At 71.5% G+C, this 22,032-nt stretch carries 19 protein-coding genes and 1 riboswitch; of the genes, 6 read left to right on the plus strand and 13 right to left on the minus strand.

Annotated elements, in window-relative coordinates; all coding sequences use genetic code 11:
• Positions 1-326: 326 nt before the first annotated feature.
• Positions 327-1,565 carry a sensor histidine kinase gene (locus ACGFYN_RS03370; RefSeq protein ID WP_393864020.1) on the minus strand — a complete coding sequence of 413 codons (1,239 nt, stop codon included), beginning with the start codon at positions 1,563-1,565 and terminating at the stop codon, positions 327-329.
• Positions 1,566-1,571: 6 nt separating this feature from the next.
• Positions 1,572-2,225, minus strand: a complete 654-nt coding sequence (locus tag ACGFYN_RS03375) for a response regulator transcription factor (protein WP_016432179.1) — start codon at positions 2,223-2,225, stop codon at positions 1,572-1,574.
• A 422-nt stretch (positions 2,226-2,647) separates the two neighbouring features.
• On the opposite strand from ACGFYN_RS03375, the gene ACGFYN_RS03380 reads away from it, so the two are divergent.
• Positions 2,648-2,812, plus strand: a complete 165-nt coding sequence (locus tag ACGFYN_RS03380) for a hypothetical protein (protein WP_164932146.1) — start codon at positions 2,648-2,650, stop codon at positions 2,810-2,812.
• A gap of 121 nt (positions 2,813-2,933) precedes the next feature.
• Here the strand turns inward: ACGFYN_RS03380 and ACGFYN_RS03385 are convergent, their stop codons facing one another.
• The gene (locus ACGFYN_RS03385; protein WP_393864021.1) at positions 2,934-3,749 is read right to left on the minus strand and encodes an inositol monophosphatase family protein; all 816 of its coding nucleotides are present in this window, start codon (positions 3,747-3,749) and stop codon (positions 2,934-2,936) included.
• A gap of 8 nt (positions 3,750-3,757) precedes the next feature.
• Positions 3,758-4,885: a ferrochelatase gene (locus ACGFYN_RS03390; protein WP_393864022.1), complete on the minus strand. Its 1,128-nt coding sequence runs from the start codon at positions 4,883-4,885 to the stop codon at positions 3,758-3,760.
• Between the two features lie 196 nt (positions 4,886-5,081).
• On the opposite strand from ACGFYN_RS03390, the gene ACGFYN_RS03395 reads away from it, so the two are divergent.
• The 3 genes from ACGFYN_RS03395 to sepH all read left to right on the plus strand — a co-directional run bounded on the left by ACGFYN_RS03395 (position 5,082) and on the right by sepH (position 9,050).
• On the plus strand, positions 5,082-6,320 hold the full coding sequence (locus tag ACGFYN_RS03395; RefSeq protein WP_393864023.1) for an MFS transporter: 1,239 nt from the start codon (positions 5,082-5,084) through the stop codon (positions 6,318-6,320).
• Positions 6,280-7,599 (plus strand): D-arabinono-1,4-lactone oxidase, encoded by a 1,320-nt coding sequence (locus ACGFYN_RS03400; protein ID WP_393864024.1) that lies wholly within the window; start codon positions 6,280-6,282, stop codon positions 7,597-7,599. Before ACGFYN_RS03395 ends, ACGFYN_RS03400 begins: the two co-directional genes overlap by 41 nt.
• Positions 7,600-8,000: 401 nt before the next feature.
• Positions 8,001-9,050 carry a septation protein SepH gene (sepH, locus tag ACGFYN_RS03405; RefSeq protein WP_393864025.1) on the plus strand — a complete coding sequence of 350 codons (1,050 nt, stop codon included), beginning with the start codon at positions 8,001-8,003 and terminating at the stop codon, positions 9,048-9,050.
• A 77-nt stretch (positions 9,051-9,127) separates the two neighbouring features.
• Here the strand turns inward: sepH and ACGFYN_RS03410 are convergent, their stop codons facing one another.
• Positions 9,128-9,979: a sulfurtransferase gene (locus tag ACGFYN_RS03410; RefSeq protein WP_393864026.1), complete on the minus strand. Its 852-nt coding sequence runs from the start codon at positions 9,977-9,979 to the stop codon at positions 9,128-9,130.
• A gap of 284 nt (positions 9,980-10,263) precedes the next feature.
• Here ACGFYN_RS03410 and ACGFYN_RS03415 point away from each other — a divergent pair, with 284 nt between their 5' ends.
• Positions 10,264-11,067, plus strand: coding sequence for a VOC family protein (locus ACGFYN_RS03415; protein ID WP_393864027.1), 804 nt, complete (start codon positions 10,264-10,266; stop codon positions 11,065-11,067).
• A gap of 25 nt (positions 11,068-11,092) precedes the next feature.
• Here the strand turns inward: ACGFYN_RS03415 and ACGFYN_RS03420 are convergent, their stop codons facing one another.
• From ACGFYN_RS03420 to ACGFYN_RS03435, 4 genes are read right to left on the minus strand one after another with little or no spacing between them, the layout of a single operon-like run.
• Positions 11,093-11,740: a thymidine kinase gene (locus ACGFYN_RS03420; RefSeq protein ID WP_393864028.1), complete on the minus strand. Its 648-nt coding sequence runs from the start codon at positions 11,738-11,740 to the stop codon at positions 11,093-11,095.
• 44 nt (positions 11,741-11,784) lie between these two features.
• Positions 11,785-12,978: an alkaline phosphatase family protein gene (locus ACGFYN_RS03425; protein ID WP_393864029.1), complete on the minus strand. Its 1,194-nt coding sequence runs from the start codon at positions 12,976-12,978 to the stop codon at positions 11,785-11,787.
• Positions 12,978-13,574: a DUF5998 family protein gene (locus tag ACGFYN_RS03430; protein ID WP_393864151.1), complete on the minus strand. Its 597-nt coding sequence runs from the start codon at positions 13,572-13,574 to the stop codon at positions 12,978-12,980. The genes ACGFYN_RS03425 and ACGFYN_RS03430 overlap by 1 nt, the downstream gene beginning before the upstream one ends.
• Positions 13,575-13,630: 56 nt before the next feature.
• Positions 13,631-16,459, minus strand: a complete 2,829-nt coding sequence (locus ACGFYN_RS03435) for a GNAT family N-acetyltransferase (RefSeq protein WP_393864030.1) — start codon at positions 16,457-16,459, stop codon at positions 13,631-13,633.
• 208 nt (positions 16,460-16,667) lie between these two features.
• On the opposite strand from ACGFYN_RS03435, the gene ACGFYN_RS03440 reads away from it, so the two are divergent.
• Entirely contained in the window at positions 16,668-16,949 is a 282-nt protein-coding gene (locus tag ACGFYN_RS03440) for an HPr family phosphocarrier protein (protein WP_393864031.1), read from the plus strand.
• A gap of 162 nt (positions 16,950-17,111) precedes the next feature.
• On the opposite strand, the gene ACGFYN_RS03445 is transcribed toward ACGFYN_RS03440, so the two are convergent.
• The 4 genes from ACGFYN_RS03445 to ACGFYN_RS03460 all read right to left on the minus strand — a co-directional run bounded on the left by ACGFYN_RS03445 (position 17,112) and on the right by ACGFYN_RS03460 (position 21,919).
• Positions 17,112-17,807, minus strand: a complete 696-nt coding sequence (locus ACGFYN_RS03445) for a GntR family transcriptional regulator (RefSeq protein ID WP_393864032.1) — start codon at positions 17,805-17,807, stop codon at positions 17,112-17,114.
• Between the two features lie 189 nt (positions 17,808-17,996).
• A complete protein-coding gene (locus ACGFYN_RS03450; protein ID WP_393864033.1) occupies positions 17,997-18,773 on the minus strand; it encodes a M23 family metallopeptidase in 777 nt (258 codons plus the stop codon).
• A 12-nt stretch (positions 18,774-18,785) separates the two neighbouring features.
• A riboswitch (cyclic di-AMP (ydaO/yuaA leader) is annotated at positions 18,786-18,949 on the minus strand.
• 190 nt (positions 18,950-19,139) lie between these two features.
• The gene (locus tag ACGFYN_RS03455; protein ID WP_393864034.1) at positions 19,140-20,528 is read right to left on the minus strand and encodes a M16 family metallopeptidase; all 1,389 of its coding nucleotides are present in this window, start codon (positions 20,526-20,528) and stop codon (positions 19,140-19,142) included.
• Positions 20,525-21,919 (minus strand): M16 family metallopeptidase, encoded by a 1,395-nt coding sequence (locus ACGFYN_RS03460; RefSeq protein ID WP_393864035.1) that lies wholly within the window; start codon positions 21,917-21,919, stop codon positions 20,525-20,527. The genes ACGFYN_RS03455 and ACGFYN_RS03460 overlap by 4 nt, the downstream gene beginning before the upstream one ends.
• Positions 21,920-22,032: the final 113 nt, after the last annotated feature.

Below are 22,032 nucleotides of genomic sequence, written 5' to 3' on the forward strand. Positions count from 1 at the left end.
GCCCGACCCGAGGCGGAGATTTTGCCTCACATCAAGGTCTGTTACTCAATCGACACCCAACCGGACCCCTCAAGAGTGATCGGCTTGGATGGCGAACGGGACCGTACACGGTCCCCATGCCGCTGTTCAAAGGCATCTCACCCTGTACTTCCCGTGATCAGGTGACCCGAAAACCCGGATTTTCCCGGCTTTCCGGAAGTCATCATGATCACGGAGAGTAGATGGCCGGAAAATCGCCCATGTGATCGATCACACACGGGATAGGCCATCCGGCGGCCAGAAAATTCCGCGCAAAGCGAACATCCCCGCGTGTCCGGGACATGATCTCAGATCGGCAGGGTCACCCGCATCACGAGCCCACCCCCCTCGCGCGGCCGTGCCGAGATGTGGCCGCCGTGCGCCCGCGCCACGGACCGGACGATGGACAGGCCCAGTCCCACGCCCTTGTCGCTGCCGGTGCGCTCGGTGCGCAGGCGCCGGAACGGCTCGAAGAGATTGTCGATCTCGTACGCCGGTACGACGGGTCCCGTGTTCGTCACGACCAGGACCGCCTGCCCGTGCTGGACGTCGGTGGTGACCTCGACCCAGCCGTCGTCCGGCACGTTGTACCGCACGGCGTTCTGCACGAGGTTCAGGGCGATCCGCTCCAGCAGCACGCCGTTGCCCTGGACGACTGCGGGCTTCTGCTCGCCGCGGATCTCCACGCCCTTGGCGTCCGCCTCCGCGCGCACCTGGTCGACGGCCTGCTCGGCGACCTCGGCGAGGTCCACCGGCTTGCGCTCGACGATCTGGTTGTCGCTGCGCGCGAGCAGCAGCAGGCCTTCGACGAGCTGCTCGCTGCGCTCGTTGGTCGCCAGCAGCGTCTTGCCGAGCTGCTGCAGCTCCATGGGCGCCTTCGGATCGGAGAGGTGGACCTCCAGGAGCGTTCGGTTGATCGCGAGGGGCGTGCGCAGTTCGTGCGAGGCGTTGCCGACGAAGCGCTGCTGGGCGGTGAAGGCACGCTCGAGGCGCTCCAGCATGTCGTCGAAGGTGTCGGCCAGCTCCTTGATCTCGTCGTCCGGGCCGTCCAGCTCGATCCGGCGGGACAGGTCGGAGCCGGCCACCGCGCGCGCCGTGCGCAGGATACGGCCGAGCGGCGACAGGACGCGGCCCGCCATCGCGTAGCCGAAGGCGAAGGCGATCACGGCGAGGCCGAGCAGGGCCAGCAGCGAACGGCTGAGGAGGTCGTCCAGCGCGTGCTGGCGCTGGACGGCGTCGCACTGCTTGAGGATCGAGTTGAGCTCGCCCGGCGGGGCCGAGTTCAGAGCGGGGCAGGTGGTGCTGGTCATGTCGAGGTTGGAGCCGGTCACCTGGAAGGACTGGCCACTGCCCTCGTGCAGGGCCTGGGCCGCCAGCAGATAGATGATCGACAGCAGCAGGATGCCGGCGATCAGGAACATGCCGCCGTACAGCAGGGTGAGCCTTATGCGGATGGTCGGGCGCAGCCATGGGAACGGCGGTTCGGGCTTCCTGGGGTCCCAGGTGGGCTTGGGCGGCGCGGTGGGGAGAGCGGGTGTTGCGGCCATTGCGTATCAGATCCGGTATCCGGAGCCGGGCACGGTGACGATGACGGGAGGCTCGCCCAGCTTGCGGCGCAGTGTCATGACGGTCACGCGCACGACGTTCGTGAACGGGTCGGTGTTCTCGTCCCAGGCCTTCTCCAGGAGCTGCTCCGCGGAGACGACCGCGCCCTCGGAGCGCATCAGCACCTCCAGGACGGCGAACTCCTTCGGCGCGAGCTGGACCTCCTTGCCGTCGCGGAAGACCTCGCGGCGGTTGGGGTCCAGCTTGATGCCCGAACGCTCCAGGACCGGCGGCAGCGGCACGCTGGTGCGCCGGCCGAGGGCACGCACGCGTGCGATCAGCTCGCTGAACGCGAAGGGCTTGGGCAGGTAGTCGTCGGCGCCGATCTCCAGGCCCTCGACCCGGTCGCTGACGTCACCGGAGGCCGTGAGCATCAGCACGCGCGTGGGCATGCCCAGCTCGACGATCTTGCGGCACACGTCGTCGCCGTGCACGAGCGGGAGGTCGCGGTCGAGGACGACCACGTCGTAGTCGTTGACGCCGATGCGCTCCAGGGCGGCCGCACCGTCGTACACGACGTCGACGGCCATGGCCTCCCGGCGCAGTCCGGTGGCCACGGCATCGGCGAGCAGTTGCTCGTCCTCGACCACGAGTACGCGCACGTCGCATGTCCTTCCTGTGTCCACCCGCGTAGCCGGAAGGCACACGCGGGCGGGGTTCGTCCTGGGCTGGTGCCTCCATCCTGCCCTTTTCGGTCATAAGTCGGCAGTAAGACGAGTGGGCGGCAGATGAGTACCGGATGAAGCACAGGTGTGAGACCCGGGAATCAAAGATTTTGTCGTCGGGTTGAGGTTTCCACGGAAGGGAGCGGGGGGAGGACGGTTCATACCCCGCGATCACGCTCTGCTAGTGCCGCAGCACCATGCGGCACGGCGCAATCCGCTTACCGCAGAGTGGGCGTGGGTGTCCGGCACCGTCGCCGCCCGGCACGGCTGCGCCGGGCACTCGCAGGAGACGTGATCGCCCCTTCCGAACGGCACACCCCCGTGCCATCGACCCACGACCCAGGACGAGGGGGCGCAGCATGGACGCTTTCACCGCAGGACTTCTGCAGCGCATAAAGACGACCGAGTCCGACCTGACGCGGGCTCGCGACGAAGGCGACGACTTCCTCGTCGAGGTGGAGCAGGGCGAGCTCGACGACCTGCGCCGTCTCGCCGCCGAACACGGTGTGGAGGTCGGCGCCTAGCGTCCGATCGGCTCGGCAGCGCGGCAGCGGGCCCCCGGCGAATCCAGCGCCGGGGGCCCGCTGTGTCGCGCCACGGCCGCGTTCACCTGCTATTCGTCGCGGGGCCGGCCGGCGGACACGGTCAGTCGTGCCAGGCGCCGAAGTCCTCCAGGAGGCGCTGGAGCGGCTCGAAGACGCCCGGGGTGCCGGCGATCGCGAGATCGCGTCCGGGGCGCTCTCCGGGCCGCCCACCGGTCAGGGCGCCCGCTTCCCGCGCGATGAGGTCGCCCGCCGCGAGGTCCCACGCGTTGAGCCCGCGCTCGAAGTAGCCGTCGAGGCGGCCGGAGGCGACGTCGCACAGGTCGACGGCGGCCGAGCCGCCGCGCCGGATGTCGCGCAGGAGGGGGATCAGCTTCCGGGCGACCTCGGCCTGGTGGACGCGGACCTCGGTGACGTAGTTGAAACCCGTCGAGACCAGGGCCTGTTCGAGGGGCGGCGCGGGGCGGCAGGCCAGCTCCCGCTCGCCCTCCCAGGCGCCCGTGGCGTGGGCCCCGGCGCCGCGGACCGCGTGGTACGTCTCGCCGCGCATGGGGGCGGCGACCACGCCGACGACGGCGTCGCCGTCCTGCTCGGCGGCGATCGAGACGGACCAAGTGGGCAGTCCGTAGAGGTAGTTGACCGTGCCGTCGAGCGGGTCGATCACCCAGCGGATCCCGCTCGTGCCCTCGGTGGAGGCGCCTTCCTCGCCGAGGAAGCCGTCGTCCGGGCGGCGCTCGGAGATCAGGTCCGTGATCAGCTTCTCCGCCGCGATGTCCATCTCGGTGACCACGTCGATCGGGCTCGACTTGGTCGCGGCGACCGCGAGGTCGGCCGGGCGGCCGTCCCGCAGCAGCTCCCCGGCGCGGCGGGCGGCCTCCTGGGCGAGCGCGAGCAGTTCCTGGTGCAGGGGGTCGGTCACGGCGCTCCTCACGCGTAGGGGCTGTCGGCGCCGGCGGCTGCCGCGCGGGGTGCGCGGGCCGGGCAGCAGCCGGCCGGGCAGAGGTTGTGGCTCGCGCCGAGCGCGCCCAGGGCGCAGGGCGTGACCTCCTCGCCGCGCTCCACGGACGCGCGCTCCAGGACGAGGTCGCGGACCGCGGCGGCGAAGCGCGGGTCGTCACCGACCGTGGCCGAGCGGCGCATCGGCAGCCCGAGCTCCTCGGCCTTGGCCCTGGCCTCCGTGTCGAGGTCGTAGAGGACCTCCATGTGGTCGGAGACGAAGCCGATGGGGGCGATCACGACCGCCGGGACGCCGGCCGCGTGGCGCTCCTCGAGGTGGTCGCAGATGTCGGGCTCGAGCCACGGGATGTGCGGGGCGCCGGAGCGCGACTGGTAGACGAGCTGCCAGGGGTGGTCGGCGCCGGTGCGCTCGCGCACGGCGCCGGCGATCAGCTGCGCCACCTCCAGGTGCTGCTCGACGTACGCCCCGCCCTCGCCATGGGCCTCGACCGGTCCGGAGGTGTCCGCCGACGCGGTCGGGATCGAGTGGGTCGAGAACGCGATGTGCGCACCCGCGCGGACGTCCTCGGGAAGGTCGGCCAGGGCCTGCAGCACGCCGTCGGTCATCGGGTCCACGAAGCCCTCGTGGTTGAAGTAGTGCCGGAGCTTGTCGATCTTCGGCGGCTCCAGGCCCTCGGCCTCCAGGGCGGCCAGCGAGTCGGCGAGGTTCTCGCGGTACTGGCGGCAGCCGGAGTACGACGCGTACGCGCTGGTGGCCAGGACCAGGATGCGGCGGTGGCCGTCCGCGGTCATCTCGCGCAGGGTGTCCGTCAGATAGGGCGCCCAGTTGCGGTTGCCCCAGTAGACCGGCAGGTCCAGGCCGTGCTCCGCGAAGTCCTTGCGCAGGGCGTCCAGCAGGGCACGGTTCTGGTCGTTGATCGGGCTGACGCCGCCGAAGAGGAAGTAGTGCTGCCCGACCTCCTTCAGGCGTTCCTTGGGGATGCCTCGCCCTCGCGTCACGTTCTCCAGGAACGGGACCACGTCGTCCGGGCCCTCCGGGCCGCCGAACGAGAGCAGGAGCAGGGCGTCGTAGGGGCTGGCATCGAGCGCGTCTGACATGGCTCGATCCTCCCACCCGGCACCGACGGCCGGGAAACGACGGGGTGGCCGGAGGGGGTTCGGTCCCTGTCCGCAGGCCTTCACCGGTGGAATCAAGGGTGCATTAGGGTGCCCTTACTCGTAAGCTGTATCAGCTGCAGTAGCACCTTACTGATCCGTACCTTCCGGTTGCTGATCCGTACCCATCGGAGACCCCGTGCCCAGCCCCTACCGCGCCCTGTTCGCCGCCCCCGGCAGCAAGGGCTTCTCCGCCGCGGGCCTCCTCGGCCGGATGCCGCTGTCGATGATGGGCATCGGCGTGGTCACGATGATCTCCCAGCTCACCGGGCGCTACGGGCTCGCGGGTGCCCTGTCGGCCACCATCGCGCTCGCGGCCGCGGCGATCGGGCCGCAGATCTCCCGGCTGGTCGACCAGCACGGCCAGCGCAGGGTGCTGCGCCCCGCGACGCTCGTCGCACTCTCCGCGGCGGCCGGGCTGCTGCTCGCCGCGCACTTCGGATGGCCGGACTGGGTGCTGTTCGTCTGCGCCGCGGGCATCGGCTCCGTGCCGAGCCTCGGCGCGATGATCCGCGCCCGCTGGGCCGCCCTGTACCGGGGCACTCCGAAGCTGCACATCGCGTACTCCTTCGAGTCCGTGGTCGACGAGGTGTGCTTCATCTTCGGGCCGATCATCTCGATCGGTCTGTCCACGGCCTGGTTCCCCGAGGCCGGCCCGCTGCTCGCCGCCTGCTTCCTGGCGGCCGGCGTCTTCTGGCTGACCTCCCAGCGCGCCACGGAGCCCGCACCGCACCCGCGCGAGCAGCACGGCGGCGGCAGCGCCCTGCGCTCCCCCGGCCTGCAGGTGCTGGTGGCCACCTTCGCGGCGACCGGGGCGATCTTCGGCGCCGTCGACGTGGTCACCGTGGCCTTCGCCGACGAGCGGGGGCACAAGGCCGCCGCGAGCCTGGTGCTCGCGCTGTACGCGGCGGGCTCCTGCGTGGCGGGGGTCGTGTTCGGGCTGCTGCGCTTCGCCGGGGCGCCCGCCCGCCGCTGGCTGCTGGGCGTATGTGCGATGGGCGTGAGTATGATCCCCCTCCTACTGGTCGGAAACTTGCCGCTTCTGGCCGTGGCGCTGTTCGTTGCGGGCCTGTCCATCGCTCCCACGATGATCACGACGATGTCCCTCATCGAAGAGCACGTACCGCGCACGCAACTGACCGAGGGCATGACCTGGGTGAGCACCGGGCTCGCGGTCGGCGTCGCGCTCGGCTCCTCGGTGGCCGGCTGGGTCATCGACGCGGTCGGCGCGCGTGCCGGGTACGGGGTCCCGGTGGTGTCCGGGGCCGTCGCGGTGGCGGTCGGTTTTCTGGGGTATCGCCGGCTGAGCAGGCCGGCTACGCAACGGGGAGGCACCGTTGAGCAGCACAGCGAGCGCGAAGAACGGCACGTGGCGTAACTGGGGCGGCAACGTCGCGTCCCGTCCGGCGCGAGAGGTCGCGCCGGCCTCCGTGGAGGAACTGTCCGCGGCGGTGCGCAAGGCCGCGGAGGACGGCCTGACCGTGAAGGCCGTCGGCAGCGGGCACTCCTTCACGTCCATCGCCGCCACCGACGGTGTGTTGATCCGCCCCCAGCTGCTGACCGGCATCCGCAAGATCGATCGCGATGCCATGACGGTCACGGTCGAGGCGGGCACCCCGCTCAAGCGACTCAACATGGCCCTGGCCCGCGAGGGCCTGTCGCTCACGAACATGGGCGACATCATGGAGCAGACGGTCTCCGGCGCCACCAGCACCGGCACGCACGGCACGGGCCGTGAGTCGGCGTCGATCGCCGCCCAGATCAAGGGACTTGAGCTGGTCACCGCCGACGGCTCGGTGCTCACCTGCTCCGAGAAGGAGAATTCCGACGTCTTCGCGGCCGCCCGGATCGGCCTCGGCGCGCTCGGCATCGTCACCGCGATCACCTTCGCCGTGGAGCCGATCTTCCTGCTCACCGCACGCGAGGAGCCGATGCCGCTGGACAGGGTCCTCGCCGACTTCGACGAACTGTGGGCCGAGAACGAGCACTTCGAGTTCTACTGGTTCCCGCACACCGGCAGCACCAACACCAAGCGCAACAACCGCAGCGCCGGTCCGGAGAAGCCGGTGTCCCCGGTCGCGGGCTGGATCGAGGACGAGTTCCTGTCCAACGGCGTCTTCCAGGTGGCCCAGTGGGTCGGCCGCGCGGCGCCCGCGACCGTCCCGGCGATCGCCCGGATCTCCAGCAGGGCCCTGTCCGCGCGCAGTTACACCGACATTCCGTACAAGGTCTTCACCAGCCCGCGCCGGGTGCATTTCGTGGAGATGGAGTACGCCGTCCCGCGCGAGGCCCTGACCGAGACGCTGCGCGAGATCAGGACCATGGTGGACCGCTCCGGTCTGCGGATCAGCTTCCCGGTCGAGGTGCGCACCGCCCCGGCCGACGACATCACGCTGTCCACGGCGTCGGACCGCGACAGCGCGTACATCGCCGTCCACATGTTCAGGGGCACGCCGTACCAGGCGTACTTCACCGCCGCCGAGCGCATCTTCATCGCCCACGAGGGCCGGCCACACTGGGGCAAGGTGCACACACGGGACGCCGAGTACTTCTCCGGGGTCTACCCGCGCTTCGGCGAGTTCACCGCGCTGCGCGACCGGCTCGACCCGGACCGGCGTTTCCAGAACGCCTACCTGCGGCGGGTGTTGGGCTCGTAACCATTGGTTCCGTTTCCGGCGATTACGTGAAGTACGCCACGTTCAAGATCGCCGGATCCGCTCAACGAGCGGCCGGGTAACGTCCCTTGCCAGAAGTTGAGCGGCGCGCCATCCACGCACGTGGCCCGAATGGAGTACTGTGGCGAGCCCTGGGTCCGGGCTCCCGCCAGGGCGTCCGCGACCTTCAAGGACCGCCGTGAGGGGGCTAGTTGCACAGGGTGACGGAGTTGGTCACTTAGCGTTGCGGATAGGTAACCGTGCCATAACGGCGGCCCAGGGCCCGTGCCCGACACGCCGGGCAACTCGGCAAGGTTGTGGCAGGCTGCACCCGGGCAGGCCACACTCGACTAGCGGAAGCAGCGACGCACGTGACGTCGGCAGGCACCACCCGGGAGGTCCCCATGCCCGAACTGCGTGTCGTGGCCGTCTCGAATGACGGCACACGGCTGGTGCTGAAGGCTGCCGACTCTACGGAGTACACGCTTCCGATCGACGAACGCCTGCGCGCGGCGGTGCGCGGCGACCGGCCCCGCCTCGGCCAGATCGAGATCGAGGTGGAGAGCCATCTCCGCCCCCGCGACATCCAGGCACGTATACGCGCCGGTGCGACCGCCGAAGAGGTGGCCCAGCTCGCCGGCATCCCCGTCGACCGCGTACGCCGTTTCGAGGGCCCTGTGCTCGCGGAGCGTGCGTTCATGGCCGAGCGGGCCCGCAAGACGCCCGTCCGCCGCCCCGGTGAGAACGCCGGTCCGCAGCTCGGCGAGGCCGTCCAGGAGCGGCTGTTGCTGCGCGGCGCCGAGAAGGAGTCCGTGCAGTGGGACTCCTGGCGCCGCGACGACGGCACCTGGGAAGTCCTGCTGGTCTACCTGGTCGCCGGCGAACCGCACTCGGCGAGCTGGACGTACGACCCGCCCCGGCGGCTCGTGCAGGCCGTCGACGACGAGGCGCGCTCGCTCATCGGCGAGTCCGAGGACCTCGCGGCCCCGGAGCCCAGCTTCCCGTTCGTGCCGCGCATCGCACGGCTGCCGCGCGACCGTCCGCTGGACCGCGCCCTCGACCGGCCGAGCCTGCCCGCGCAGGCGTCCGAGCCCGTCGAGGAGAGCACGGGTGAACGGGACTCGCTGACCAGCCTGTTGGAGGCCGTTCCGAGCTTCCGCGGTGACCTGGTGGTACCGGAGCGCCCGGCTCCGGAAACCCCGCCGCCGGCCGCACCGCCCGCGGAGGAGCCGCCCGCCGAACCCGAGGCGGAGGAACCGCCGGCCCCCGCGGCCTCGGCCGGTTCCGCCTACGCGGACGTCCTCATGCCGCGCTCCGTCGGCGCCCACCGTGACCGTCTCGTCGGCGCCACCGACCGCCAGGCCGAGGCGGACGGCGTCCGTCCCGGCCGCCGCGCGGCGGTCCCGAGCTGGGACGAGATCGTGTTCGGGACACGGCGGAAGAAGCAGGACTAGCCTGCCGTACGAGAACGGGAAGGGGCCGCACCCGTCGGGCGCGGCCCCTTCCCGTTCTCGCGCGCGGCTGCCGGGTGTTACTGCGGGTCGGGCCCCACGGCCACCGGACGCGACGGATCGGTCGACCACTCCGACCACGAACCCACGTACAGCGCCGCGTCGATGCCCGCGACCGCCAGCGCGAGCACCTCGTGCGCCCCGGAGACGCCCGAACCGCAGTAGACGCCGACCTGTGAACCGCCGGACGCGCCAAGGGCCTTGAAGCGCCCGGCCAGTTCCTCCGCGGGCAGGAACCGCCCGCCGTGCGCCACGTTCTCGTTCGTGGGCGCCGACACCGCACCCGGGATGTGCCCGCCGACGCGGTCGATCGGCTCCACCTCGCCGCGGTACCGCTCCCCCGCCCGCGCGTCGAACAGCACGCCGGTCCGCGCCAGGGCCGCCGCGCCGTCGGCGTCCAGCAGTCCCTCGGCGCCCGGCACCGGCTCGAAGTCGCCCTCGGCGGGCGTGGGCGCGGACGTCTCCAACCGGCCCTCCCAGGACGGCAGCCCACCGTCGAGGACCCGTACGTCCGGGTGACCCGTCCAGCGCAGCAGCCACCACGCACGGGCCGCGGCCCAGCCCTGGCCGCCGTCGTAGACGACCACCGGCCGCGTGGCCGACACCCCCGCCCGTCGCATCGCGGCGCCGAAGACCTCGAGGTCCGGCAGCGGGTGACGGCCGCCTTCACCGGGCTCGGAGGCGAGTTCGGCGTCCAAATCGACGTAGACGGCACCGGGGAGGTGTCCGGCCGCGTACTCGGCCCGTCCGTCGAAGGGTGGCTCACCGGCCGCCTTGGCCACACTGAGCTGCCAGCGGACGTCGAGCAGGACGGGCGGGTGCTGCCCCGCCAGGTCGCTCGCGAGTTCGGAAGCGGAGATGATGGCGTTCATGGCCACCATCCTGGCGTACGGGGTGGCCGCATCGTCCATGTCCGGCTACTCTGCTCGGCCGGACAGCCTCGATCACGAGGCGTACGGGTTCGAGCACATGCTGTACAGCTGATCGACATTCGGCGGCAATCGCACAGAAACGGATGGGAAACCGCACACCGGGCATCCTCCGGGAAGGGCGGCGCGCCCGGAGCGCGCACCGGCATCGGTGGTGCGAGCATCGGCACGGAGATTCCGGAGAGCGGAGCTACGAGGCCACCGCGAGGGGTCAGGAGAGAGCGACGATGACCGAGGTACGGGGACCGGCCGGACCGAACGGCGGGATGCACGCTCGGCACACGCCCGGCACGCCCTGCTGGGTGAGCCTGATGGTGCACGGTCTGACCACCACCCAGGAGTTCTACGGCTCGCTGTTCGGCTGGGAGTTCCAGCCGGGCCCGCAGCAGCTTGGCCCCTACGTGCGGGCGCTGCTCGACGGGGCCGAGGTGGCCGGCATCGGCCAGCTGCCGCCGGACCGCCATCTGCCCATCGCCTGGACGCCCTACCTCGCCTCGGACGACGTGGACGTGACCGCCGAGACGGTACGGCTGTGCGGCGGCACCATCGGCGTGGGGCCGCTGGACGCCGCCGAGGCCGGCCGGCTCGCGATCGGCTCGGACCCCTCAGGCGCCGTCTTCGGCATCTGGCAGGCGGCCGAACACCAGGGCACGGGCATCACGGGCGTGCCCGGCACCCCCGCCTGGAACGAGCTGCTGACCTTCGAGTCGGTGGGCGTGGCCAAGTTCTACGAGACAGTCTTCGGCTACGAGGAAGAGGCGGTCGTCTCCGCCGACTTCGACTATCTGACGCTGCAGATCGAGGGCCGCCCGGTCGCGGGCATCCGCGGCGTGGGCCACGCCCTCCCCCGTGACCGGGGCCCGCACTGGATCACGTACTTCGAGGTCGCCGACGCCGACGGCACGGTGGAACGCCTGGTGGATCTCGGCGGCCATGTCCTGTCGCCGCCCAGGGACGGCGCCCACGGGCGCGTGGCCACGGTGGCCGACCCCGAGGGCGCCCGCTTCTCCTTGATCGAGAGCCCGCGCTGAGCGGCGGCCCGCGCCCGCCCGGATCCTAGACCTGCGACATCGGCAGCACGTCCGGGGACAGCGCCGCCGCCCCGGACGTCGCCGCCGTCATACGGCGGCGGTGGTGGCGCCGGCACAGGACCTCGTAGCCGATGTCCTCCGGCTGATTGACGTCACCCACCACGACCTGGGCACCCTCGACGACCATGGCGCCGCCTATCGTGCGCGCGTTGTGCGTGGCGCGGGCGCCGCACCAGCACAGGGCCTCCACCTGGAGGACCTCGACGCGGTCGGCCAGCTCGATCAGGCGCTGGGAGCCGGGGAAGAGCTTGGTGCGGAAGTCCGTCGTGATGCCGAAGGCGTAGACGTCCAGGCCCAGGTCGTCGACCACACGCGCGAGTTGGTCGATCTGCTCGGGCGCCAGGAACTGCGCCTCGTCCGCGATGACGTAGTCCGCGCGGCCGCGCTGCGAGAGGTGGTCGACGAGGTAGGCGTACAGGTCCTGCCCGTCCTCGACCTCCACCGCGTCCGTGACCAGGCCGAGGCGGGAGGAGAGCTTGCCCTCGCCCGCGCGGTCGTCGCGCGTGAAGATCATGCCCGCCAGGCCGCGCGCCGAGCGGTTGTGCTCGATCTGCAGCGCCAGCGTCGACTTCCCGCAGTCCATGGTTCCGGAGAAGAAGACCAGCTCGGGCATGGCGAGTTGAGCACCTTTCGGCGTGCGGGATCGGGGATCGGGCTTCAGGAGCGTACTTCGAGCAGGGGGATCAGCTGCTCGGCAGGGGTCATCGAACCGTGGTTGCCGACCATCGCCGACTCCTTCGGCTCCCGCTCGGTGGCGATGATCAGGACGTCGTCACGGGCGGCCGCGACGACGTCGCCGATGCGTGCGTACACCCGCTCGTCGACCTGCGGGCCGAACCAGCCCGCCGCGATCGCCTCGTCCCGTGAGGCCACCCAGAACTGCTCGCCGAGCACCTCGCGCCAGACCGTGAGCACGTCGTTCTGCGCGCCGGGGACCGCGTACACGTGCCGGGCCCGGCCCTCGCCGCCCAGCAGGGCGACGCCCGCCCGGAGCTCCCAGTCCGCGTCGAAGTCGATGCGGTGCTCCTCGTCGAAGGGGACGTCGATCATGCCGTGGTCGGCGGTGACGTACAGCGCGGTGCGCTGCGGCAGTTGCTCGGCGAGGCGCTGGACGAGCCGGTCGACGTGCATGAGCTGGCCGCGCCAGGTGTCCGACTCGACGCCGTAGCGGTGGCCGGCGCCGTCGAGTTCGGCGTAGTACGTGTAGACCAAGGAGCGGTCGCCGGCGGCCAGTTGCTCGGCGGCGAGGTCCATGCGCTCCTCGCCGGACAGCCGTCCGTGGAACGTTCCGCCACTGAGCGCGACCTTGGTCAGCGGGGTGGTCTCGAACGTTGGCGAGGACACCTGGGCGGCGTGCACGCCCGCGTCATGGGCCCGCTGGAAGACGGTGGGGTACGGCTGCCACTTGCGAGGCTTGGTCCACGGCTGCCAGCGCAGCTGGTTCATCAGCTCGCCGGTCTCGGGGTTGCGCGCGGTGTAGCCGGGCAGGCCGTGCGCGCCGGGCGGCAGGCCGGTGCCGACGGAGGCCAGGGACGTCGCGGTGGTCGCCGGGTAGCCGGTGGTCAGAGGGCGCCCGGTGCCACCGCGCGAGCTGCCGAGGAGCGAGGTCATGAAGGGGGCCTCGTCCGGGTGGGCCTTCAGCTGCTCCCAGCCGAGACCGTCGATCAGGAAGACGCAGTTGCGGTCGGCGGGCGTCAGCTCGGTGATCGCGGCCGTCGTCTCCGGTACGCCCATGCCGGCGGCCAGCGTGGGCAGCAGATCGGCGAGCGAGCCGCTGCCGTATTCGGGAAGCGGCGCGGAGTCGACGGCGAGAGGCTCGGGGTGGGCGTCCCAGGAGGCGGCGTGCACCATCAGCGGCTGGTGTCCGCGGTCGCCTCGGAGAGGGACTGGGCGAAGGTGAGCGCCTGGCGCACCGTCTCGGGACCGTCCCCGGCCTCGCTGACGCGCAGGCTGAGGTCGTCCGCGGTCGAGTTGCCCGTGTACCCGTGGTCCGCCTCGCAGTTGGGGTCGCCGCAGGCGGCCGGCTCGAGGTCGATGCGGGAGACGGCGCCCCAGCCGATGGTGAGGACGACCTCGCGGGGCAGCGTGCCCGGCTGGTACTGCTCCGGGTTGGCGACCACGCGGCTGACCACGACCGACGAGATCCGGCCGAGCTTCACCGACTCCGTCGAGGTCGTGGCGTACGGCGTCGGGGAGGTGTCGTCCGCCGCCTGCTCGTCGGTGTGGCTGACGATGAAGCGGTTGCCGGTCAGGACGAGCACGGTCACATGCCGCCGCACCTCGTTCTGGTCGAACGTCGTCTCCTGATGGACCAGGTACGACCGGATGGGCTCGCCGCCCACGGCGGCCTCCACCGCCTCGGCCACGAGGGCCGGGTAGTAGCCGCTGCGCTCGATCGCCGCACGCAGCCCCTGGGTCGTCGTACTGGTCTTGGCCATGACGTCCATCTTAAGGGGGTGCACCGACTGCGAGGCACCGGTCATGCGGTGTCCGCGTACACGTCTCAGTAGAGGGGAAGCGTGCGCGGACCGAGGTCGTTGCGGACGGGCGGCGGCGCGAGGCGGACCGAGGCGCCGAGAACGGTCAGGCCACGCGGTGCGACCACCACAGGCTCCAGGGTCACCGCCACGACCTCCGGGTGATCGTCGACCAGCCGGGACACCCGCAGCAGCAGCTCCTCCAGCGCAGGCGTGTCCACCGGCGTCGAGCCGCGCCAGCCGAACAGCAGCGGCGCCGTCCGGATCGAGCGGATCAGCGAGGTGGCCTCGCGGTCGGTGACCGGAACCAGCCGGTGCGCCATGTCGCCGAGCAGCTGGGAGGCGGCGCCGGCCAGCCCGAAGGACAGGACCGCACCGGCCGCGGGGTCGATGACCGAGCGCACGACCGTGTCCACGCCGCGTGGTGCCATCTGCTGCACCACCGGCCGCAGCTCCTCCGGCTTTCCGAACAGCTCGGTCAACTCGGCGTACGCCCGCCGCAGTTGCTCTTCGTCGGCGAGGTCCAGCCGTACGCCGCCCAGGTCGGCGCGGTGGCGCAGGTGCGGGGCGGTGGCCTTGAGGGCGACGGGGTAGCCGAGATCGCCGGCGGCCCGGGCGGCGTCGTCCGGGGTGAACGCGGGAACGGCCTTGCGCACGGCGATCCCGTACCGGCCGAGCAGCTCGCGTGTCTCCTCGGTGCCGAGCGTGAGCCCCTGGCCGCGCGAGAGCATCCCGTCGATGAGCCGGGCGGCGCCCTTCTCGTCGATGTCCTCGTACTCGGGCACCTTGCCGGGCTCGGTCGCGTCGCGCCGCCACTGGGCGTAGTGCACGGCCTCGGCGATGGCGCGGACCGCGCGCTCGGCGGCGGGGTAGGCGGGGATGAGCCGGGGGCCGGTGCCGGGGGCGGCGGGTTCCTGGGTCCGCACCGGCGGGGGAAGCTGCTGCGACGGGCGGAGCCGGCGGGTGCCGGAGGCCCTGGCGTCCGGCCGGGGCGCGGTGCTCGTCGCGGCCGACAGGGCTTCCGCGAGCCCGCCGAGTTCCACGTGCACCACGAGCACCGGCTTGCCCGGGACCTGTCCGGCCGCCGAGCGCAGCGCCTCCGCGAGCTCCGCGTCACCGGGCGAGCCCTCACCGATCGCCGGGATCGCGGTCACCACCACCGCGTCGCAGGAGTCGTCCGCCAGGGCGCGGGACAGTGCCGCGTGGAAGTCGCCCGCCGAGGCCTGCGTCGTCAGGTCGAGCGGCCTCAGCGGCCGGAGCCCTTCGGACAGGCAGGCGTCGTAGGTGAGCAGGCCCAGTGATTCGGAGTTGCCCAGGATCGCCACGCGCGGTCCCGTCGGCAGTGGCTGGCGCGCGAGCAGCAGGCCCGCGTCGACCAGCTCGGTGATCGTGTCCACGCGGATGACCCCGGCCTGCCGGAGCAGGGCGGACACCGTGGCGTGCGGCAGTTGCGTGGCCCGTACGGCGTGCCCCTGGGGCGCGGAACCGGCGCCCTGGACCACGACCAGCGGCTTGGCGGCCGCGGTCCGCCGGGCGAGGCGGGTGAACTTGCGCGGGTTGCCGATGGACTCCAGGTACATGAGGACGACGTCGGTGTCCGGGTCGTCGTACCAGAACTGGATCACGTCGTTGCCCGACACGTCCGCGCGGTTGCCGGACGACACGAAGGTCGAGACGCCCGTGACCCCGGTGACTCCGCCGCCGCGGCGCTGCAGCCGGGACAGCAGCGCGATGCCGATGGCACCGGACTGGGCGAACAGGCCGATCCGGCCGGCGCGGGGCATCTCGGGTGCGAGCGAGGCGTTCAGCCGTATCCCGGGGGAGGTGTTGATGATGCCGAAGGCGTTCGGCCCGATGATCCGCATGCCGTACGTGCGCGCGTGCCGCACGAGTTCGCGCTGGCGCTCGCGTCCCTCCGGCCCGCTCTCGGCGTATCCGGCGGAGACGACGACGAGTCCCTGCACGCCGTGCTCGCCGCACTCGGTGACGACCTCGGGCACGTGGTCGGCCGGGACGGCGACCACCGCGAGGTCGACGGGCCCGTCGATGTCCCGCACCGAGCGGTACGCCGGCACCCCGTCGAGCTCCTTGAGCTCTTCGGGGAGCGCCTTGTTCACCGCGTGGAGCGATCCGGTGAAGCCGGCGTCCCGGATGTTGTCGAGGATGCCGCGGCCGACGCCGCCGGGCGTGCGGCCGGTGCCCACGACGGCGACGGAGCCGGGCAGGAGCAGCCGCCGCACGGACCGCCCCTCCGCGCGCTGCTCCCGCGCGCGCTGCACGGCGAGCGACCGGTCGGTGGGCTCGATGTCGAACTCCAGGTGTACGACGCCGTCCTCGAAGCTGCGCTTCTGGGTGTACCCGGCGTCCGTGAACACCTTGATCATCTTGACGTTGGCGGGGAGCACCTCGGCGGTGAAGCGGCGGATGTTCCGCTCACGGGCGACCGCGGCGACGTGCTCGAGCAGGGTGGAGGCGACGCCGCGCCCCTGGTGGGCGTCCTGGACGAGGAAGGCGACCTCGGCCTCGTCGGCCGGTGCGGACGCGGGCATTCCGTCGGCGCCGATGCGGTCGTAGCGTACGGTGGCGATGAACTCGCCGCCGACCGTGGCCGCGAGTCCCACCCGGTCCACAAAGTCGTGGTGCGTGAAGCGGTGGACGTCCTTGGCGGACAGACGAGGGTACGGCGCGAAGAAGCGGTAGTACTTGGACTCGTCCGACACCTGCTCGTAGAAGCTGACCAGGCGCTCGGCGTCATCAACGGTGATGGGGCGGATGCGCGCGGTGCCACCGTCGCGCAGCACCACGTCGGCTTCCCAGTGGGCGGGATACTCATGCCGGTCCGACGAGGTCTGCATGGGCCCCAGAGTACGGCTCGCGTCCGACAACGGCGCGAGGCAGTCTGTGGGGAGGACGGCAGTCGCCGAGAACAGAAGAAGGACGCAAGTCGGGCCGAGGCCGCGGTTCGACGACCCACCTTCGGACGGAGCGAAGGACCGCTCCGGACATGCTTCACGTTGTGGGAAACTGGTCTAGACAACCCTGAACACCGAAGGGCAGCATCACATGGCTGAGCGCCGCGTCAACGTCGGCTGGGCCGAGGGCCTCCACGCCCGCCCCGCTTCCATCTTCGTCCGGGCCGCCACGGCCGCAGGTATCCCGGTGACGATCGCCAAGGCCGACGGCAACGCCGTCAACGCGGCCTCCATGCTGGCCGTCCTGGGCCTCGGCGCCCAGGGTGGCGAGGAGATCGTCCTCGCCTCCGGCGCCGAGGGCGCCGACGCGGCCCTCGACCGACTGGCGAAGCTGGTCTCCGAAGGCCTCGAGGAACTCCCCGAGACCGTCTGATCACGGCACCACCGAAGGGCTCGTCCGAATTACCGGGCGAGCCCTTCGCATTTCCTCCGCAAGGGAGGCAGAAATTCCGATCAACACCAGTGGAATTCCCGGCCGCGGGCAGCGGAAACAACCCCCCGGCCAATTCCGCCCTCTTTGTATACGGCGCGCATGTTAATGCCGCGGGCCCGTCACGTTTACGGCATGTTGCGAGGTCCTCACACGGTCGGTGCGACCGCCGCCGAGGGCGAACCGCGGCCGGTGCACCGCACCGGAGCGCTCGGCGTGCAGGGTCGTGACCGCACGCGCGCGCTCGCTGTCGCCGCGGGCCACGGCGTCGACGATCGCGCCGTGCTCCGCCCAGGACTCCACGGGGCTGGCGGGCGCCTCCACGGCGTACATCCAGGCGATCTTGTGCCGCAGCTGGGTCAGCATCGAGGTCAGCGCGGGACTGCCGGAGGCCTGGGCGAGCGTCTCGTGGAACCAGCCCTCCAGGGAGCGCAGATCCTCGCTGTTGCCGCGCCTGGCCCGCTCCTGCCCCAGCCTGACCAGGCCGCGCAGGACCTTGAGATGGGCCTCGGTGCGCCGCTGCGCGGCACGGGAGGCGGCGAGCGGCTCCAGGAGCACGCGCATCTCCAGCAGGTCGGCGGCCTCCTGCTCGTTGGGTTCCGCCACGCACGCGCCCGCGTGCCGCCGGGTCACCACGAAGCCCTCCGCCTCCAGGGTGCGCAGCGCCTCACGCACGGGGACGCGCGAGACGCCGTAGCGGCGGGCGAGTAGTTCCTCGGTGAGCCGGCCGCCGCGCTCGTAGACACCCGCGACGATGTCGTCCCGGATCGCCGTGCACACCGAGTGCGCCGGAATACGCATGACGGACCTCCGACTTAATCCCCGCGAAACGCCGATGATTGACGTGCGTTCCGGTGACTCTATTGCACCGGGCCGGAATTTCCGACGGCGGTCCGGAATCCATGCATATTTTTTGGACACGGGGCCGGTGAAACACCGAAAGGCCCCGGCTCGGGAGCCGGGGCCTCGGGGAGATCGCGCGGTGGTGCGTCAGACGTCGACGCCGTGCGAGCGCAGGTAGGCGACGGGGTCGATGTCCGAGCCGTACTCGGGCGTCGTGCGGGCCTCGAAGTGCAGGTGCGGTCCGGTGGTGTTGCCGGTGGAACCGGAGAGACCTATCTGCTGCCCCGGGGTGACCGTCTGGCCCACCGAGACACCGATGGACGACAGGTGGCCGTACTGGGTGTACGTGCCGTCGTGCATCTTGATGACAATCTGGTTGCCGTAGGCGCCGCCCCAGCCGGTCTGGACGACGGTGCCGGCACCGACGGCGTGGACGGTCGTGCCGCTGGCGGCGTGGAAGTCGATGCCCGTGTGGCTGCCGGAGGACCACAGGGAGCCGCCGGTCTTGTAGCCCGTCGAGACGTACGAGTTCGATATCGGGGCGACGAAGCCGTTCAGGCGCCTGCGCTCGGCGGCACGGGCAGCGCGCTGCTTGGCCTCGTGCTCCGCCTTGGCCTTCGCGGCGGCCTTCAGACGCGCGGCCTCCTCGGCGGCCTTCTTGCGGGCGGCCTCCTCGGCGGCGTTCTTCTGGGCCTCGGCCTGGGCGTCGATCTTCGCTGCGATCGTGTTGCCGATGGTGATGACGGGGTTGAGGCCGGTCTGCTCGACGGAGTTCTCGGCAGAGTTCTCCGCGGCGAACGAGGGGGCGGCGAGACCGCCGACGATGCCGGTGGTGGCGAGGGCCGCGACGCCGGCCGCCTGGACGGTGCCGCGCTTGATCCTGCTGGGACGACGGTGCTTCCCGGTGGCGCAGATGAACGCCATGAACTGGCTGGTCCTTTCCTTCCCTCTCGCCTACCGGGTTAGCTGACGGGTTCGGAGCAGGAAGGTCTCCTACGGACCCCCTCGCTTGCGCGCGGGCGTCCGATTCACCCCAGGGACTGCGGTGGGTCCCCGGCTCCCCTGGCTTGCGCCGTACGGGGACTCGGCGATGACTGTCCGGTGCCGCGGGCGCGGCGCACTGCCTGACGAACAGCCCGGACGACGCTAGGCAGAGCGGTCTTCAATTCCCAAACGGAACTCGGCTTTTGTAGCGCATCCCACAGGGCAGACAGGCAACTCTCCCTCAATTCGGACATACAAGGGCCCTGGTGACTCATCGGTCACCAGGGCCCTCACGCGCGCGTGTCCCTACTCCGCGGACACCACGGTGACTTCGCCGATGCCCAGAGCCTCGACGGGCTCCTTGATCTGGGCCGCGTCACCGACGAGGACCGTCACCAGGCGGTCCATCGGGAAGGCGTTCACGGCGGCCGCGGTGGCCTCCACCGTGCCGGTGGCGGCGAGCTGCTGATACAGCGTCGCCTGGTAGTCGTCCGGCAGGTGCTGCTCGACCTGGTCGGCCAGCGTGCTCGCCACGGCCGCGGCGGTCTCGTACTTGAGCGGCGCCACCCCGACGAGGTTCTGCACGGCGACGTCACGCTCGGCGTCGGTCAGGCCGCCCTCGGCCAGCGTGCGCAGCACCGCCCACAGATCCCCGAGCGCCGGGCCCGTGTTGGGCGTGTCGACGGAGCCGCTGATGGCGAGCATCGCTGCGCCCGTGCCGTCCGGGGCGGACCTGAGGACCTGGCCGAACGCGCGCACACCGTAGGTGTAGCCCTTCTCCTCGCGCAGGACGCGGTCCAGGCGGGAGGTGAGGGTGCCACCCAGGCAGTACGTGCCGAGCACCTGCGCGGGCCAGACGCGGTCGTGCCGGTCGGCGCCGACGCGGCCGATGAGCAACTGGGTCTGGACGGCGCCGGGGCGGTCCACGATGACCACGCGCCCGGTGTCGTCGGCGGTCACCGGCGGTACCGGACGGGGCTCGGCCGGGGTGCCCGTCCAGGCGCCCAGGGTGTCCCCGAGCAGGGCGTCCAGGTCGATGCCGGTCAGGTCGCCGACGACCACGGTGGTGGCGGTGGCGGGCCGGACATGGCGGTCGTAGAAGGCGCGTACGGCCGCGGCGTCGATCTTCTCGACCGTCTCCTCGGTGCCCTGGCGCGGTCGCGACATGCGCGAAGTCGCCGGGAACAGCTCCTTGGAGAGTTCCTTGGCGGCACGGCGGGAGGGGTTGGCCAGCTCGTGCGGGATCTCGTCCAGACGGTTGCGGACCAGCCGCTCCACCTCGCTGTCGGCGAACGCGGGCGCCCTGAGGGCGTCGGACATCAGACCGAGCGCCTTGGCCAGGCGGGAGACCGGGACTTCGAGGCTCAGACGGACGCCCGGGTGATCGGCGTGCGCGTCGAGGGTGGCGCCGCAGCGCTCCAGCTCGGCGGCGAACTCCTCGGCGGAGTGCTTGTCGGTGCCCTCCGAGAAGGCCCGCGCCATGATCGTGGCGACGCCCTCGACGGCGGCCGGCTCGGCCTCCAGGGGCGCGTCCAGGGACACCTCCACCGCGACGACCTGCTGGCCGGGGCGGTGGCAGCGCAGAACGGTCATGCCGTTGCCGAGCGCGCCGCGCTCGGGGGCCGGGAACGCCCAGGGCCTGGCCTCGCCGGCCTGGGGCTGCGGGTGGAACTCCATCGTGGCGAGCTCGCTCACTTGGCCGCCTCCTCGTTGTCGTCGCCGGCCTCGACCGTGGCCTCGGCCTCGGGGTCTTCTGGGGGATTCGCGTCCTGGGCGGCCTCGGCCGAGACGGGCTCGTAGACGAGCACCGCGCGGTTGTCGGGGCGCAGGCGGGCCTTGGCGACCTCCTGGACCTCCTCGGGCGTCACCTCCAGGACGCGCTGCACGGCGGTCAGGGCGAGCTGCGGGTCGCCGAACAGGACGGCGAACCGGCACAGTTCGTCGGCGCGGCCCGCGACCGTGCCGAGCCGGTCCAGCCACTCGCGCTCCAACTGGGCCTGGGCGCGCTCCATTTCCTCGGCCGTCGGGCCCTCCTCGGCGAACCGGGCGAGCTCCTCGTCGATGGCGGTCTCGATGACCGGCACCTCGACGTCACCGGACGTCTTCACGTCCAGCCAGCCCAGCGAGGGGGCTCCGGCGAGGCGCAGCAGGCCGAACCCGGCCGCGACGGCCGTACGGTCGCGCCGTACCAGCCGGTTGTAGAGGCGGGAGGACTCGCCGCCGCCCAGGACGGTGAGCGCCAGGTCGGCCGCGTCGCACGCGCGCGTGCCGTCGTGCGGCAGCCGGTAGGCGGCCATCAGGGCGCGCGCCGGGACCTCCTCCTCGACGACCTCGCGCAGTTGCTCGCCGATGACGTCGGGCAGCGAGCCGTCGCGCGGTGCGGGCTTGCCGTCGTGCGAGGCGATGGAGCCGAAGTACTTCTCGACCCAGGCGAGCGTCTGCTCGGGGTCGATGTCGCCGACGATCGACAGGACCGCGTTGCCCGGCGCGTAGTACGTGCGGAAGAACGCACGCGCGTCCTCCAGCGTCGCCGCGTCCAGGTCGGCCATCGAACCGATGGGAGTGTGGTGGTAGGGGTGGCCCTCGGGGTAGGTGAGCGCGGTGAGCTTCTCGAACGCCGTGCCGTACGGCACGTTGTCGTAGCGCTGCCGGCGTTCGTTCTTGACCACGTCCCGCTGGTTCTCCATGGACTCGTCGTCCAGGGCGGCGAGCAGCGAGCCCATGCGGTCGGCCTCCAGCCAGAGGGCGAGCTCCAGCTGGTGGGTGGGCATGGTCTCGAAGTAGTTGGTGCGCTCGAAGCTGGTGGTGCCGTTGAGCGAACCGCCCGCACCCTGCACCAGCTCGAAGTGGCCGTTCCCCTTGACCTGGCCCGAGCCCTGGAACATCAAATGCTCGAAAAGGTGAGCCAGGCCGGTACGTCCCTTGACTTCGTGCCGGGAGCCGACGTCGTACCAGAGGCACACCGCCGCGACCGGGGTCAGGTGGTCCTCGGAGAGCACCACGCGCAGGCCGTTGGCCAGGCGGTGCTCCGTCGCTGTCAGGCCCCCGGAGCCTGCCTGGTCTGTGGCCGTGTGACCCATGGTCATGTACGTCCCTTCGATCGCCGAGGCGGTGGTTCCGACCGCGGTTTTCCTGCCGTTCCTGCCACTGTATGCAAGCGTGCGGAGCGCGGGCGAAGTTCCCGGCGGACGTACGCCCA

The organism is Streptomyces sp. NPDC048419, assembly GCF_043200415.1.
GTDB lineage: Bacteria > Actinomycetota > Actinomycetes > Streptomycetales > Streptomycetaceae > Streptomyces.

Coding starts and splice junctions, on each gene's coding strand:
- ACGFYN_RS03370 (WP_393864020.1), bottom strand. CDS start 1,565: ATGGCCGCAACACCCGCTCTCCCCACCGCGCCGCCCAAGCCCACCTGG.
- ACGFYN_RS03380 (WP_164932146.1), top strand. CDS start 2,648: ATGGACGCTTTCACCGCAGGACTTCTGCAGCGCATAAAGACGACCGAG.
- ACGFYN_RS03390 (WP_393864022.1), bottom strand. CDS start 4,885: ATGTCAGACGCGCTCGATGCCAGCCCCTACGACGCCCTGCTCCTGCTC.
- sepH (WP_393864025.1), top strand. CDS start 8,001: ATGCCCGAACTGCGTGTCGTGGCCGTCTCGAATGACGGCACACGGCTG.
- ACGFYN_RS03410 (WP_393864026.1), bottom strand. CDS start 9,979: ATGAACGCCATCATCTCCGCTTCCGAACTCGCGAGCGACCTGGCGGGG.
- ACGFYN_RS03415 (WP_393864027.1), top strand. CDS start 10,264: ATGACCGAGGTACGGGGACCGGCCGGACCGAACGGCGGGATGCACGCT.
- ACGFYN_RS03420 (WP_393864028.1), bottom strand. CDS start 11,740: ATGCCCGAGCTGGTCTTCTTCTCCGGAACCATGGACTGCGGGAAGTCG.
- ACGFYN_RS03425 (WP_393864029.1), bottom strand. CDS start 12,978: ATGGTGCACGCCGCCTCCTGGGACGCCCACCCCGAGCCTCTCGCCGTC.
- ACGFYN_RS03430 (WP_393864151.1), bottom strand. CDS start 13,574: ATGGACGTCATGGCCAAGACCAGTACGACGACCCAGGGGCTGCGTGCG.
- ACGFYN_RS03435 (WP_393864030.1), bottom strand. CDS start 16,459: ATGCAGACCTCGTCGGACCGGCATGAGTATCCCGCCCACTGGGAAGCC.
- ACGFYN_RS03440 (WP_393864031.1), top strand. CDS start 16,668: ATGGCTGAGCGCCGCGTCAACGTCGGCTGGGCCGAGGGCCTCCACGCC.
- ACGFYN_RS03445 (WP_393864032.1), bottom strand. CDS start 17,807: ATGCGTATTCCGGCGCACTCGGTGTGCACGGCGATCCGGGACGACATC.
- ACGFYN_RS03450 (WP_393864033.1), bottom strand. CDS start 18,773: ATGGCGTTCATCTGCGCCACCGGGAAGCACCGTCGTCCCAGCAGGATC.
- ACGFYN_RS03460 (WP_393864035.1), bottom strand. CDS start 21,919: ATGACCATGGGTCACACGGCCACAGACCAGGCAGGCTCCGGGGGCCTG.